Source organism: Actinophytocola sp., assembly GCF_036378875.1.
Lineage (GTDB): Bacteria > Actinomycetota > Actinomycetes > Mycobacteriales > Pseudonocardiaceae > Actinophytocola.
On the sequence record NZ_DASUVO010000033.1, the window covers coordinates 40,033 to 53,711 of the forward strand.

Annotated in this window: 10 protein-coding genes; 2 read left to right on the forward strand and 8 right to left on the reverse strand. The window is 68.5% G+C overall.

What is annotated here, in order from left to right; all coding sequences use genetic code 11:
• Nucleotides 1–26: 26 nt before the first annotated feature.
• A complete protein-coding gene (locus VF106_RS09425) occupies nt 27–878 on the reverse strand; it encodes an SGNH/GDSL hydrolase family protein (protein WP_330839226.1) in 852 nt (283 codons plus the stop codon).
• A gap of 182 nt (nt 879–1,060) precedes the next feature.
• Here VF106_RS09425 and VF106_RS09430 point away from each other — a divergent pair, with 182 nt between their 5' ends.
• Nucleotides 1,061–4,672: a S8 family serine peptidase gene (locus VF106_RS09430; protein ID WP_330839227.1), complete on the forward strand. Its 3,612-nt coding sequence runs from the start codon at nt 1,061–1,063 to the stop codon at nt 4,670–4,672.
• A 50-nt stretch (nt 4,673–4,722) separates the two neighbouring features.
• Here VF106_RS09430 and VF106_RS09435 read toward each other — a convergent pair whose 3' ends face one another.
• The 5 genes from VF106_RS09435 to VF106_RS09455 form a co-directional block, all read right to left on the reverse strand.
• Nucleotides 4,723–5,823 (reverse strand): hypothetical protein, encoded by a 1,101-nt coding sequence (locus VF106_RS09435; protein ID WP_330839228.1) that lies wholly within the window; start codon nt 5,821–5,823, stop codon nt 4,723–4,725.
• Nucleotides 5,824–5,841: 18 nt separating this feature from the next.
• The gene (locus tag VF106_RS09440) at nt 5,842–6,177 is read right to left on the reverse strand and encodes a hypothetical protein (RefSeq protein ID WP_330839229.1); all 336 of its coding nucleotides are present in this window, start codon (nt 6,175–6,177) and stop codon (nt 5,842–5,844) included.
• A gap of 88 nt (nt 6,178–6,265) precedes the next feature.
• On the reverse strand, nt 6,266–8,644 hold the full coding sequence (locus VF106_RS09445) for an NPCBM/NEW2 domain-containing protein (RefSeq protein ID WP_330839230.1): 2,379 nt from the start codon (nt 8,642–8,644) through the stop codon (nt 6,266–6,268).
• Between the two features lie 18 nt (nt 8,645–8,662).
• Nucleotides 8,663–10,897 carry a rhamnogalacturonan lyase gene (locus VF106_RS09450; RefSeq protein ID WP_330839231.1) on the reverse strand — a complete coding sequence of 745 codons (2,235 nt, stop codon included), beginning with the start codon at nt 10,895–10,897 and terminating at the stop codon, nt 8,663–8,665.
• A gap of 81 nt (nt 10,898–10,978) precedes the next feature.
• The gene (locus VF106_RS09455) at nt 10,979–11,608 is read right to left on the reverse strand and encodes a DUF4360 domain-containing protein (RefSeq protein WP_330839232.1); all 630 of its coding nucleotides are present in this window, start codon (nt 11,606–11,608) and stop codon (nt 10,979–10,981) included.
• A gap of 247 nt (nt 11,609–11,855) precedes the next feature.
• On the opposite strand from VF106_RS09455, the gene VF106_RS09460 reads away from it, so the two are divergent.
• Nucleotides 11,856–12,497 carry a DUF4360 domain-containing protein gene (locus tag VF106_RS09460; RefSeq protein WP_330839233.1) on the forward strand — a complete coding sequence of 214 codons (642 nt, stop codon included), beginning with the start codon at nt 11,856–11,858 and terminating at the stop codon, nt 12,495–12,497.
• Between the two features lie 15 nt (nt 12,498–12,512).
• On the opposite strand, the gene VF106_RS09465 is transcribed toward VF106_RS09460, so the two are convergent.
• Entirely contained in the window at nt 12,513–12,869 is a 357-nt protein-coding gene (locus VF106_RS09465) for a sporulation protein (protein ID WP_330839234.1), read from the reverse strand.
• Nucleotides 12,870–12,956: 87 nt separating this feature from the next.
• Nucleotides 12,957–13,634 (reverse strand): hypothetical protein, encoded by a 678-nt coding sequence (locus tag VF106_RS09470; RefSeq protein WP_330839235.1) that lies wholly within the window; start codon nt 13,632–13,634, stop codon nt 12,957–12,959.
• Nucleotides 13,635–13,679: the final 45 nt, after the last annotated feature.

Here is a 13,679-nt window from a genome sequence, read left to right on the forward strand (position 1 = left end):
AGGCGTCCTTCAACGCACCGGGGGAGTCACCCCAGGCCGAGGACTCGGCTGGTCTGGGTGGCCATGTTCTGCTCGCCGAGGGCGTTCGGGTGGACGACCACCGGGTTGGTGGTGTGGAGTACCGGTTCGATCCAGCGGACGCCGACTGGCTGGCAGGCGTCGTGGCCGTTGGCCGCCACGCTCATGTCCACATAGGTCGCTCCGGTCGCCGCCGCGGCCCGGCTGACGGCGTCGTTGAGTGTCATCTGCAGGTCACGCAGGTAGGGCACGTCCCCTTTCGCCACGGGCATGCGGTCGAAGCAGCCGCCTGTCGCGGGGAGGATCCACGGGTAGCCGAGGATCGCGACCTCCGCGCCCGGGGCCTTGGCGCGGACCGCTTGGAGCGCCGCGACCAGCGACGGGTAGGTCGTGTTGCGGATGGTGTCGGTGAACCTGGTTCCGTACAGGTCCTTGCACGGGCTGCCCTGTCCCAGCGTGAGGATCCCCGCCGCGCCGCAGGCCAGGATCGCGTTGATGAACACGCCGCTGTCGTTGCCGCCGATCGTCATCGTGACCAGGTCGGTGTCGGCGCCGAGCGCGTTCACCTGCGGCGGGACGCCAGGGTACTGGGCGGTGGTGAAGTGCTTGGTCTCGGCGGCGCCGCAGGTGACGTCGGTCAGCCGGGCGCCGGTCCGCGCCGCGAGCACGTGCGGGTAGTTGCGGCTGGAACGTAGGCACAGCAGTGGTGCGGTCGGGTCGGACGGCAGTACCCCGGACGCGGCGCTGTAGGAGTCGCCCAATGCCACATAGGTCAGCGTTTCCGCTGCCTGCGCGGTGTTCGGGACGAGCCCGATGGCGGCGATCGCGGCGGCGAGGGTCGCGAACAGACGACGTGACATGGCAGTTCTCCCCGGCATCGATGACGGCGGACACGCATGTTACCTACCAGTAAGTAACATGCGTGGCGATCGTCAGTCAACGACTGATTCCAGGCTGTGACCATCCGCGTCATGCAACCCACGGGTCCGATCTGGCGTGTGAGTCCATCGGGGGGTAAAGCACTCACGAAACAGGAGCGCAGTTGCGTATAACACGCTTTGCCCTGGTCACGGTGGCGGCCGCGGTGCTCGCCTTACCGCCGGCGCCGGTGACGGCCCAGCCGGGAGCGGCCGGGGCGACGGGCGATCCGGCGGCCCCACTCGGCACGGTCACCCTGATCACCGGCGACCGCGTCACCGTCCGGGGCGATCGAGTCGTCGCGGTGTCCATGCACGCCAGCCGAAGAGCGGTCCGGTACTGGCAGCAGAGCCAGGACGGGCACGACTTCGTCATCCCCATGGACGCCGCGCGGGCTCTTGCCGAAGGGCGGCTCGACAAGCGGTTGTTCGACGTCACCGGGCTGGTCCAGCAGGGCTACGACGACCAGCACACCCGCGAGGTGCCGGTGATCGTCGAGGCCCCGAAGGGCGCGCGGGCGGTCGCACCGGCCGCCGCCCGGCTCACCCAGGACCTCGGTGACGTCGGCATGCTCGGCCTCACCGTGTCCAAGACGCGGGCGGTGGACTTCTTCCGGTCCAGCCCCGGCACGAAGATCTGGCTGGACGCCAAGGTCCAGTCCAGTTTGGACCAGAGCGTCCCGCGGACCGGCGCCCCGAAGGCCTGGCAGGCCGGCTATCGGGCGGACGGGGTCAAGGTGGCCGTGCTCGACACGGGCGCCGACGCCACCCACCCCGACCTCGCCGGCAAGATCGACGCCGTCGCCAACTTCTCGCCCGACCCCGACACGAACGACGGCAACGGGCACGGGACGCACGTCGCCTCGACGATTCTCGGGAGTGGGGCCGCGTCCGGGAGCCGCTTGCAGGGCATGGCGCCCGGTGCGCGGTTGCTGGTGGGCAAGGTGCTCAGCAAGCAGGGTTACGGGTCCGAGTCGGGCATCATCGCCGGGATGCGGTGGGCCGCCGAACAGGGTGCCCGCGTGGTGAACATGAGCCTCGGCGGCGGCTGGTCCAGCGACGGCACCGACCCGATGTCCCTCGCGCTCAACGACATCAGCCAGTCCACGGGCGCGCTGTTCGTCGTGGCCGCCGGGAACCTCGGGCGGAACCGTGCGGTGACCTCACCAGCGGCCGCCGACAAGGCACTGGCGGTCGCCAGCGTCACCAAGTCCGGTCAGCTCAGCGGTTTCTCCAGCCGTGGGCCGCGAGCCGGTGACAACGGGCTGAAGCCGGAGATCGCCGCGCCCGGCTCGGACATCGTGGCCGCCCGCGCCGCCGGCACGCTCGCCGAGCAGTCCGTGAACGCCCACTACGCCAAGCTTTCCGGCACCTCCATGGCCAGCCCGCACGTGGCCGGCGCCGCGGCGATCGTGGCCGGACAGCACCCGGACTGGCGGGCCGACCAGATCAAGGCCGCGCTGGTGGACAGCGCCAAGCCCATCGACGGCGTCAACCAGTTCGGTCAGGGCGCCGGCGTCGTGGACGTCGCGCGCGCGGTGACCCAGCAGACCCGCGTGGAGCCGGCGGCCATCACCTTCAACACGATCCAGGGCAACGAAACCGGCGCGGTCTACGTCAACGACGTCGACCGGCCGGTCGAGCTGACGGTCTCCGCCGACCTTCGCCATCTCGACGGTTCGGCCGCGCCGGCAGGGTTGTTCTCCTTGAGCAGCACCACACTGACGGTGCCCGCCAAGGGCACGGCCAAGCTGTCGTTGAAGGTCTCCGCGGAAGCGGGACAGTCCGGTCTGTTCGTCGGCGCGATCACCGCGAAGGGCGGCAGCACCAAGCTGACCACGCCGGTGTCCGTCACGCTGGCGGGCGAGGAGCACACACTGACCGTCCGGGCCACGGACCGGCACGGCAACCCCGGCGTCTCGAACATCGCCGTGCAGAACGAGACCACCGGTGAGGTGTATTCGCGCATCGTGGCCGACGGCGTGTTCTCGCCGACCGTGCCCGCGGGGCGGTACCGGGTCATCGGCCAGATCCTGGAGGGCGGCTGGAACGTGGACGGGGTGACCACGTTCGCCCTGCCCGGTACGGAGGTCGACGAGGACACCGAGTTGACGGTGTCCGCGGCGGGCGGCAAGCCGGTCACCGTCTCGGTGGACGAACCGACGGCACGGCCGGACCCCAGTGCCGGCGGCCACGGCGTGGTGTCCATAATAGACGGACAAACTGGACGGCGGGGTGCTGGCGTGCTGTTCAGCAGTGGCCCGGTCATGCCGATGTACGCGATCGGCAGTCCGGAGATCCCCGGCCTGTTCTTCGGGCACATCAGCAAGTGGCAGCAGCCGTGGACGACGATCACCGTGACCGGGCCGAACGGCTACTCGCTCACCGACCTCTACGAGCAGAGCCGGGAAGGCTGGCGCGGCAGCGTCACCGGTCGACTGGTCGATGTCGGCGACGCGAGCACCGACCCCGGCGACCTGCACGGCCGGGTGCCGATGCTGGCCACCACCGAGTACGTGCCCGACGAGGAAATGGTCGACCGGGTGCGAATGCTGAAGGAGCGCGGCGCGCAGGTCGTGGTGGCGTACAACTACATCGCCGATCTGAGCATCCTGCCGGTGGTGCAGCTGTTCGACAGTCGGGCGATCGCCCGGTTCCGGGCGGACCTGGCGAACGGTCCGGTCGAGGTGCGCGTGGATGGCAGGCGCGACAGCGCCTTCGCTTTCTTCAACGCCGAGGTCGTGCCCGGCCATGTCCCGAACGGCTACGAGTTCCGCTTCGAGAAGGCGAAGATGGGCCGGGTGGACAGCAGGTTCGCGTCGCTGAAGACGACCGACGACCGCTCCGTGCACATCATGACGGCCCAATCCGACGTCCTGAACGCCGGCTTCGAGGTGAACACGCGGACGCCGCAGCAGCGAACGGACTACTACTCACCGGCATTCACGTGGCAGACCACCACCAGCCTCGGCTTCGACCCCACGGCTTTCACGGACCACGGCTGGGAGCTCACCTCGCCGATCAACATGAAGGCGGGTGAGCGGACCGCGATGTGCATGTACTGCGCCCCGTTCGGCCCGGAACTGGCACGGTCGCAACCGGACGCCCAGACGGGCGAGCCGCGGCCGTGGGCGTACCGACAGGGTGAGAAGCTGACGTTCGAGGTCCCGATGTTCGGCGGCAACGACCCGTCCACGTTCACGTTCATGGACGCGACGAACAAGGGCACCACGGTACTTTCGCGCGGTGGCAAGGAGATCGGCCGCAACGACGCGCCGGGCCGCGGGGAGTTCGACATCCCACGCGGCGCCGGCCGGTACACGCTGGTCAGCGACGCCACCAAGACCCTGGCGGACTGGCCGCTCTCCACGCGGACGCGTGCGGAGTGGACGTTCCTGACCACCCCGTCCGGTGAGCGGACCGCGTTGCCGTTGCTGGACATCCAGTACGACCTGCCGCTGGACGTCAACAACGCGGCGCCTGCCACGGGCATCTCCGGGTTCGTCACGGCCGTACACCAGGACGGCGCGGCCCGCCGCCCGATCCGGCAGCTGACCGTGGACGTGTCCTTTGACGACGGTGCGTCCTGGCAGCCGGTCAAGGTCGCCGCGGCCGGCTCCCGGTGGAAGCTCGACCTTCCGGCTGGCACCGGCTTCGCGAGCCTCCGCACCACGGCGGTCGACACCGCCGGCAACTCGGTGACGGAGACGATCATCCGCGCCTACCGGGTGCGGTAGACCGGTCGACGGGTGGGTCGGAACCGTAATGGCTCCGGCCCACCCGCTGGTCATGGACTCGTCATCGTGTTGGTCTTGCCGTGCACGTCGAAGTCCTTGGCGTTGCCCACCATGCTCAGCCGCGCGATCTCGGACTGTTCGAAGTGGACCGGGAACCGCTCCAGGTCGCGGCGGTGCTCGCTGGGAATGCCCCAGTCGTAACGCTTCTGCACCTCGACCTGGTAGGTGATCTGGTCGCCGTGCTTCTCCCCGACGATGCGGTACTCGAAGTTGTTGAGCCCGTAGTACCAGTTGAGGTTCTGGTCGTGGGGCGAGCTGCTGTCCAGCCACTTCGTCGTGAAGGGACCGTCCGGCAGCTTCCTGGCGTCGGCGAGGGCCGTGTTGACGTCCTGTTGGAACTTGGGCACGTCCTTCAACAGCCGGTTCGCGTCGATCTCGTACGGCTTGCCGCTGCCGTCCAGGTAGTGGTCGAGCAGGCCGGACGCGTCGCCCCAGCCCTTCGCCGCGAGGGCGGCCTGCACGCCGCGTAGCTCGAGCTCGGTCTTGTCGTCGCCGAACCCGCCGTCCTTGGTCGTGCGCCCGCGGTGCTCGGTGCGGAAGGTGTCCTCGTCACCGAAGATCACCTTGAGGCCACGCGCCATGTTCTCGTCGGCCTCGGTGGCTGCCTTCAGTACCTCCTTCACCCTCTTCTCGAGGGCGTCGGCCTGCGCGTTCTTGTCGTTGATCCGCTGCTGTTCCTCCGGCGAGATCGGGCCCGGCGCCCTGAACTCCGCCCAGTTGACCGTGCCGTCCTCCTGGATGGTGAAGCCCTTGCCGATCGCCTCGTGCTGGAGGTTGACGAGGTTCTGCTGGTGCGTGCGCAGGTTGCCGTAGCCGTCCCCACTGCCGCTCGCCATGTTGTCGAGGAACTTCTGCACGGCCGTGCTCTCGATCGCCACCGCCTCGATGTCCAGGCGGATGCCCTCACAGATCTTGGCGGCGCTGTCACCGGCCTCGCCCTCCCACCGGCGGTTCTTGAGCGGGTCGACGACCGCGCCGGCGAAGCCGTCCCTGGCGCTGTTCAGCTTCGCGGCGACCCCCAACCACGCGTCGGCGGCGGCTTCCAGCTCGCCGATGTTGAGGCCCAGCAGTTGCGGCACAGTGACCATCACGCCCCCAGCACGTCCGGATCAGTCGTAGTCGAGCACTTCGTCCCATCCGTCGCCGATCTCGTGGAACTTGCGTTCGACCCAGTTCTCGTTGCCGTCGTAGTCGCTCGCGCTGAACCGGAACTCCTCCGCCGCCCTGCTGAGTTCGTCGCGTAGCAGCTTGTTCAGGTTCTCCCAGCGTTCGCTCAGCTGGTCGAGGCTGCCGAGGAACGCCCAGCCGGGCGCCGCGTTACGCATCTTGGTCACCGCGTCGTCGGCTGGACGAAGCTCGTTCCGCACCGCCGTAGCGGTGCCGTCGCAGTCGCTGGCGCAGAGCCGCAGCCAGCCGGTATCCACCTTCACGCCCCCATCCGGCATGAACCGACCATAACTCAAGGTGGTCTCGGCGCGTACCAGATTCACCCAACAGGTGAGCTTGGCTTCCGCCCAGTCAGCGTGGGTCTCCTTACTCAGCGCGGATGTCGTCGACGTACACGTGGCCGCCGTTGAGGAAGACCCACACCGCGTGGATCTGGCTCGGGTCCGGCGTCACCCCGGCGGGACAGTCCAGTTCCTCGAAGGTCACCGAGACGGTCCGGCTCTTCCCCGCGTCCGTCCACGCCCAACGGCTGCCCTGGCACCACGACCAGCCGGCGCCGGTCTGCACGGCGATCTCGCCCGTGGTGCCCGCGGCGGCGTCGGCCTTCACGTCGACCTTGAGCCGCGTGGCGCCCGTCAGGTCGAACGGCACGGACAGCCGCGCGCCGTACCAGTTCCCGCCGAGCGGTGTGGTCACCTCGAGGCCGTGTGTGCCCTCGGTGGCAAACGCAGTCGACTGCGCCACGGTGCCGCCATCGCCGGGGTTGGCGATCGTGAAGTCCTCGGTGCCCGACTCGAAGGAGAACAGGGTCTCCTCCTCGGGCTCGACCGGGTCGTTCGGCGTGCTGTCACCGCAGGTGAGCACGGGTGCTGCCCAGTCGGCGTGCGCGGTGCCGGCGGTGACCAGCCGCAGCCAGTCCACGCCGGTCAGGTCCGCGGTCAACGTGACCGGCGGCTCGCCGGACGCGACCTCGGCGGAGGCGGCCACGGCGTCGTCGGCGTGCACGGTGAACGAGGCCTGCCCGGTCGACTCGTCGTCCACGCCGGCGTCGGTGACCAGCTGAGTGCACCGGTCGCCGAGGTAGTAGACGAGTTCGCTTGGCGCGGTCGTGCCGAGGCCACGCTGGTAGACCCGCCCACCGATGGTGATGAGGGAGCCGCCTGCGCTCGTGTCGGTCCCGGCCGTTCCCGTGACCGGCTCGACGGTGCTGAGGTGGCGCCGGCCGTCCGGTGGCGCGTTCACCACGGTGCTGACGAGCTCACTCGCCGTCTCGCCAGGCCGATGCCGTCCCCACGTGTAGTCGGCGGTGATCGTGACGGGGTAGCGGCCGGCCGGGGTGCCTTCCGGCGCGGTGACCGTCCACGTGGTCGTGAGCGACGTGTCGGTGGCCAGTCGCCGTTGCCTGGCGGGGGTTTGTGCCGTGACCGTCCAGCCGTCGGGCACCCGCGCGCTGACCGCAACGTCCGTGATCGTGCCCGCGCCGCGGTTCGTGACCGTGGTGGTGAGCGTGCCGCCGGCGTCCGGGACCAGGGTGCCGAGCCCGGCGTCCGCGGTCACCGACGGCGCGGTGCCGGCCGGGTCGCGCAGCGGGCGCACGCGGTAGACCACGGTGCCGTGTGCCGGCACGGCGGCGGAGATCGTGGACTTCGCCTGCCGCACGTCGCCGGTCCACAGTTCCCGCAGGCGGTAGGCGGGCGCGCGTGACAACCCGGTGCCGCTCGCCGGGACGCTGACGGTCGCCAGCGAGTCGGTCGAGTTGTACAGGGCGATGGCGCGGTCGCCGTTCGCGAGCGGCTTGTCCAGCACCATCAGCCCGTCACGGTCGGACACGACGGCGCCAGCCACCCCGAGCCGGTCCTGGTCGACGGCGATGATCTCCCGGTTGCCCAGGATCGCCAGCGTCTCCGGGGACGCGGTGCGCAGATCGGTGCCGATGAGCAGCGGCGCCGCCATCATCGCCCACATGCTCATGTGGGTGCGGTACTCGGTGGCCGTCATGCCGCCGTTGCCGATCTCCATCATGTCGGGGTCGTTCCAGTGCCCCGGGCCGGCGTAGGGCGCGAGCGGCGCGTTCTTGGCGATGATCGACTTGAGGCTCGGCCACTCGTCGTTGATGTCGCCGGTGGTGCGCCACAACTGGCCGACCCCGTTGCCCCACAACCACGGCTGGGACGTGCCCCACTCGCAGATCGCGTACACGATGGGGCGGCCGGTCTTGTTCAGCGCGTCCCGCATGGCCGTGTAGCGCCGGATGTAGTCGGCCTGGGAGCCATCGGACTGGTTGTTGCAGTTGTCGTACTTGAGGTAGTCCACGCCCCAGTCGGCCCAGGTCTGGGCGTCCACTGTTTCGTGGCCGAGGCTGCCAGGGAAACCGGCGCACGTCTTCGTGCCGGCGTCGCCGTAGATGCCGAGCTTCAACCCCTTGGCGTGGACGTAGTCGGCGACTCCCGAGATACCGCCGGGGAACTTGGCCGGGTCGGGCACCAGCCGGCCGTCCGGGCCACGTTCCCGCAACGACCAGCAGTCGTCGATGTTCACGTACTCGTAGCCACGGTCGGCGAGCCCGGAGGAGACCAGCACGTCGGCGGTCTCCTTGATGAGCGTCTCGTCGACGTCGCAGCCGAAGGCGTTCCAGTTGTTGAACCCCATGGGTGGGAGGGCCGCGAGTCCCGGGGTCGCTTGTGCCGTAGGAACGAAGAAGGGAAGGACGACCACAACGAGGAGCAGGCACACGAACCTGCGCATCGACACGCACCTCCTGTTTCAGTGTGGCACCGGGACGCGGGACCAGTCGAGGTCCGAACCCATGTAGAAGCTCGGGTACGACGGCTGGTTGTACGTCGTCTGCTGGCGAGCAACCTCGGCCCGGTACTGGGGATCGTGCATGAGCGTGTACAGCTTCCGGTCGGTCACCTCGGTGCTCAGGTAGATCCGCACCGCCGTGCTGTCCGTGGTGCGTACCAGCATCTCCTCACGCCAGTCCCCGAAGATGTCCGCCACCAGACACGGGTTGCCCTTCGTCCAGTTGTTCGTCAGGGTGCCTTCCGCGAGCAGGAGGGTGCCGCGGCGCCAGTCGACGATCCTGGTGGGCTCGACCGTTTCCGTCTGGTGGCCCACGATGATCTGCGTGGTCATGTCCCCGGACCACCGGATGCTCTGGTTGGTGCCGGGCACGTCCGGGCCGAGGAACTCCCCGTCCGCCGTCCACATCCCGATCACGTCCGCCGCGGACGACTCCGCGTTCGCCGCCCACACCTCGAGTCCGGGCCGGTCGGGGAGCACATCGCCCACCATGCCACGGCCCGTGTCCACGCCCGAGTAGTCGCCGAAGAGGACCTCACCGGTGCGGGCGTCGCGCAGTGCGTGGCCGTACGGGGCGAACCGGCCGCTCTCGTGCACCATGTAGATCTCCAGGCCCGGCCGGCTCTGGTCGATGTCGGTCACGTGCATCGCGTCGCCGTGACCAAGCCGCGCCATCGTGCCCGGTTGAGCGCTTTCCGGTGGCAGCACGTCGAACGAGCTGTACAGCAGGTCGCCGTCGTCGTCGATGGTCGCCCCGCCGTAGACGATCTCCTGCCGGCCGTCCGCGTCCACGTCCGCTGAGCTGAGCGAGTGCGCGCCCTGCGTGGTGAGCGTGGCGAACTCCGGGTTCGTGCCATCACGGCCGTGTGGGCTGTCGTTGAACGGGTTCGTCATGGGCACCCAACCGCTGTCGGTGTACCACCGCTCACGAAGACGCCGGCCGTCCCAGTCGTAGGCGACCAGCGTCGAGCGCGTGTAGTAGCCGCGCGCGAACACCGCGGACGGGCGCCGGCCGTCCAGGTACGCCACCGTCGCGAGGAACCGGTCCACCCGGTTCGCCGGTTCGATCCTCGGCATGGCGTAGTCGCCCCACATGAGCCCGTCGTCCTGGCGGCCCGGCTTGTACCGGATCGTCTGCAGCTCCCGGCCGGACGCGCCGTCGAACACGGTCAGGTACTCGGGTCCGTCCACGATGAAACCTTCGAACGCACGCAGGTTGTTGCGGCTGCTGCGGCTCGGCGCGTAGACGTCGACGAAGTGGTCCGCGAGCGCCGAAGCGTCCACACGGGACAGTGGGTAGGCGTAGCGTGGCGCGATGCCGAAGGCCTGTTCCAACGTCGCCGGCCACCGGCCGGCGACCACCTCCGGATGCCTGTGCCAGTTCTGGAACATCGTCACGACGTGCTCGTGGTAGTCCGCCGCGTTGAGCCGGTAGTCGTCGGCGTGCGAGTAACCGGCCCGCACGTCCTCGCGTGGCATGGTGACGAACCGTTCCCTCCCGCCGGGCTTGACCACCTTCGTGCCCGGCGCGGTCTTCAGCATCACCTCGGCCCGGCCGTCGCCGTCGAAGTCGTACACGAGGAACTGCGTGTAGTGGGCGCCCGCACGGATGTTCACGCCCAGGTCGATGCGGTACAGCAGCGTGCCGTCCAGCTCGTAGGCGTCCAGGTACACCGGGCCCGTGTAGCCGACCTGCGAGACGTCCTTCTGGTTCGACGGATCCCACTTCACGAAGTACTCGTACTGCCCGTCCCCGTCGACGTCCCCGACGCTCATGTCGTTGGCCCGGTACGTGTACACCTCACCGGCCGGGGTGACACCGTCGGCCGGTTTGCGCAGCGGAAGCGTCAGGTACGACCCGGACCACGGCGTCACCTCGTCCCCGCCGCTGACGCGGTACCGGTCCCGCACGGAACCGGCGCGGTCGAGATAGTTCGTGCTGTCGGTGACGGTCGCGATCCGTTTTCCGTTGCGGTACACGTGAAAGTTTCGGCCGACCAGACCACGGTCCGAATGACCGGTCACCTCGTCGCTGAGCAACCGCCAGCTGAGGAACACCCCATCGTCGGTGGTCGCGGCGACCAGCCCCCGGTCGAGGCGCTCCAGTTGAACACCAACGGGATTCGCGTCGGCGGGACCGACACCCACGACGAGCCCCAGGGCGAGCGCGGCCAGAATTCCCTTGCCAGGATTCATGTCGAACTCCTCTCGCGCCTCTCGACACTACTGAAACGGCCGGCCCTCTGGTGGGACCGGCCGTTCGCATGACCCGCAATCTCAGCGCGGGCAGTGCCTCCAGCTGAAGTGGTAGATGGTGTTGATGGCGCCGTCCGTCGAGTCCATCGAGAGGAAGCTCGTGGTCGTCGCCGGGTTCGACGTACCCGCGCTCACCCGTAGCTCAGTGTTGATGTTGAGCGTGCGCAGCGCGCCGCACGGGTGGAGCTCCATCGACGCGACATCGGTCTCGTCCGAGGTCTGCCAGTTGTCCTCGTAAGCGCCGCGGAAATTGTGCGTCCGGATATCGGTGTTGGGGGTGCCCTGGAAATAGTAGGACGCCCTCTGCATCGCGGTCGAACCCGCCGCCAGGGAGGCGAAACCGCGGAAGTCCGCCCTGGCAACGCCGTAGGTGAAGCCCTGTGGAACGTGGACGAGCACGTTGAGCTGGCAGTTCTTCCGGAAGTCGGTCGGCGTCGAGCCGACCCCGACCTGTGCCGTGTACCTGCTGTAGGTCACGGTGAACGCCGTGTTGTCCGGCGCGACCGACACGGCGGCCGACCCCGGCGGGCAGCCGGAACCGTTCACCGTCACGATGTCGATGACTATCTGGTCGTCCGGCGGAGGAACGGGAAGATCGAGAAAACCGGTCGCCGACGCCGGCGAAATGAAGAACAATTGGCTGAACAACATCAGCAGGATGGTGCCAGCGATTATTGGGATTTTTCGCATGGGGCTCCCTTCGGGCATCAAATAATGCGGCCCCCGCAGCGCGATCTGATGCTAGAAGTGGCGGTAAGGCCTGGTCAATGCGCTGATTGGCCTACTGGTGAATTCAATAAAGCAACCCGAATAAAACCCCCTAGGGGTCTTGTGACGATCATTTCCGGGTTGCTAACGTTCGCCGGCTAGCTTTGAATTCGACACCTAGGGAAACCACATGTCAGTCAGGCTCACCAGCGTGCGGCTGCTGTTACTCGTCGCTCTGACCAGCGTCTTCGCCCTGCCTGGGACGGCAGTCGCCGAAGCACCTCCGGGGGGCCGGATCACGCTCGACGTCCAGACCGTCAACGGCTCCGGCTGCCCGCCAGGCACGGCCAGTGTCGCGGTCCTGTCTGACAACACCGGCTTCCGGGTGACGTACCGGGAATTCCTGGCCGAGGCCGGTGGAAACGTCGACCCGGTCGATTTCCGGAAGAACTGCCAGATCAACGTGCTCGTCCACGTTCCTCAGGGTTTCACCTTCGCGATCGCCTCGGCCGACTACCGTGGCCGGGCGCGCCTGGAGGCCGGCGCCACCGCTCTCCAGCGCACGAACTACTACTTCTCGGGGTCGCCCGCGAACCACTACGTGGACCACTCGTTCTCGGGCCCGCTTTCCGGGACGTGGCAGACCACCGACGCGACACCGGTGACCCAGCTGGTCTACGCCCCGTGCGGCGAGTCCCGCAACGTCAACCTCAACACCGAACTGCGGGTCAACGAGGGCAGCGTCAACGCCAACAAGACCAGCGCGATGTCGATGCGTACGACGGAGGGGAACGTCGACACGATCATCCACTTCGCCTGGAAGGAGTGCTGACCGGCACTCGATCCGTCAGTCAGCCGCGGCCCCCTTGCGGGTCGCGGCTGACCTGATGATCCGGCCCGCCAGCAGCAGACCGCCGATCGCGACGGCCCCGCCGACCGCGATCAACCGGTTGACGTCGAACGTCGGCTGCCACCGCACCTCGCCGTCCTTGATGACGAACGCCCCCACCGGCCTGGCGATCAACCCGAGACCGCCACCCGAGCCGTGCGCCCCGCGCCGGTCCGTGCCGTCGCCGCCACCCCCACCGCCGACGATCTGGGCCGCCGGGATCACGGTGACACCGTCCTTCTCGACCGGGTCGCCGTAGACCATCCTGGCCTTGGCGGACTCGGTCACCCGGGACAGCAGGTCGTCGATCTTCACGGTGAGCTCCTCGGTGTAGGCAAGTGCGGCACGGTGTGGGGTGCGGCAACCGTGCTCTGTCCGAACTGGACACTTCAGTCTCCCACGTCATTCCTTCTTCGTCCCGACTCCATGACGCCTGGCAGCCGCCCGCTGTAGTTCCTCGACCACTTCCAGCGATGCGCGGGCCTGCATGACCTCGTCGCCGGAGACCGAGCCCGCTCCCACGTTTCCCGGACTGTTCCACTCCTCCTCCAGCGAGCGCAGAGAGGCGGCGTGTTCCTCGCGCAGGACCGCGAGCATGGAATCACCGCAGCGCACCGCCTCACCCTCACGCACCCCCGCGCTGGGGTAAGCCTCCGCGGCAAGGTAGAAGACCGTGGAACGGCCAACCCGCAGCTCCTCGAGCCGGTAGCACACGATGCGATCGTCCTCGCCCGCCTGGGCAGCGGGGATCTGCAGGAGTGGCAACAGATCGGGGTCGCGGGTCAGGAGCAGCGACTCGACATCCGCCAGTGAGTCGGGCAGGTTCGCTGGGCCGCCCCGTTCGGGCGGGACAGCCAGTTCCCAAGGCTGGTTGGTAAAGTACGCCAGCAGGTCCAGGGACCACAGCCCGGCGTCGACGACGACGAAGACCTCCTCGGGAAACGCGACGCCGTAGCACTCGCGCAGTACCTCCTGTGCGCACAGCCCGTTCCCGTACAGTGCCCGCGCCAGCCGTGCCATGGACGCGTAGTCGTCGCGCGACGCCCCGGCCCGCAATCGGCCGACGGGCTCCGAGGTCATCGCTGCTCCTTCGTTCCTCGACGACACCGCTCCCATCATTTCATC

Excerpts from the sequence above, each read along its gene's own strand:
- VF106_RS09445 (WP_330839230.1), bottom strand. The coding sequence starts at position 8,644 with ATGCGCAGGTTCGTGTGCCTGCTCCTCGTTGTGGTCGTCCTTCCCTTC.
- VF106_RS09440 (WP_330839229.1), bottom strand. The coding sequence starts at position 6,177 with ATGCCGGATGGGGGCGTGAAGGTGGATACCGGCTGGCTGCGGCTCTGC.
- VF106_RS09460 (WP_330839233.1), top strand. The coding sequence starts at position 11,856 with ATGTCAGTCAGGCTCACCAGCGTGCGGCTGCTGTTACTCGTCGCTCTG.
- VF106_RS09425 (WP_330839226.1), bottom strand. The coding sequence starts at position 878 with ATGTCACGTCGTCTGTTCGCGACCCTCGCCGCCGCGATCGCCGCCATC.
- VF106_RS09470 (WP_330839235.1), bottom strand. The coding sequence starts at position 13,634 with ATGACCTCGGAGCCCGTCGGCCGATTGCGGGCCGGGGCGTCGCGCGAC.
- VF106_RS09455 (WP_330839232.1), bottom strand. The coding sequence starts at position 11,608 with ATGTTGTTCAGCCAATTGTTCTTCATTTCGCCGGCGTCGGCGACCGGT.
- VF106_RS09450 (WP_330839231.1), bottom strand. The coding sequence starts at position 10,897 with ATGAATCCTGGCAAGGGAATTCTGGCCGCGCTCGCCCTGGGGCTCGTC.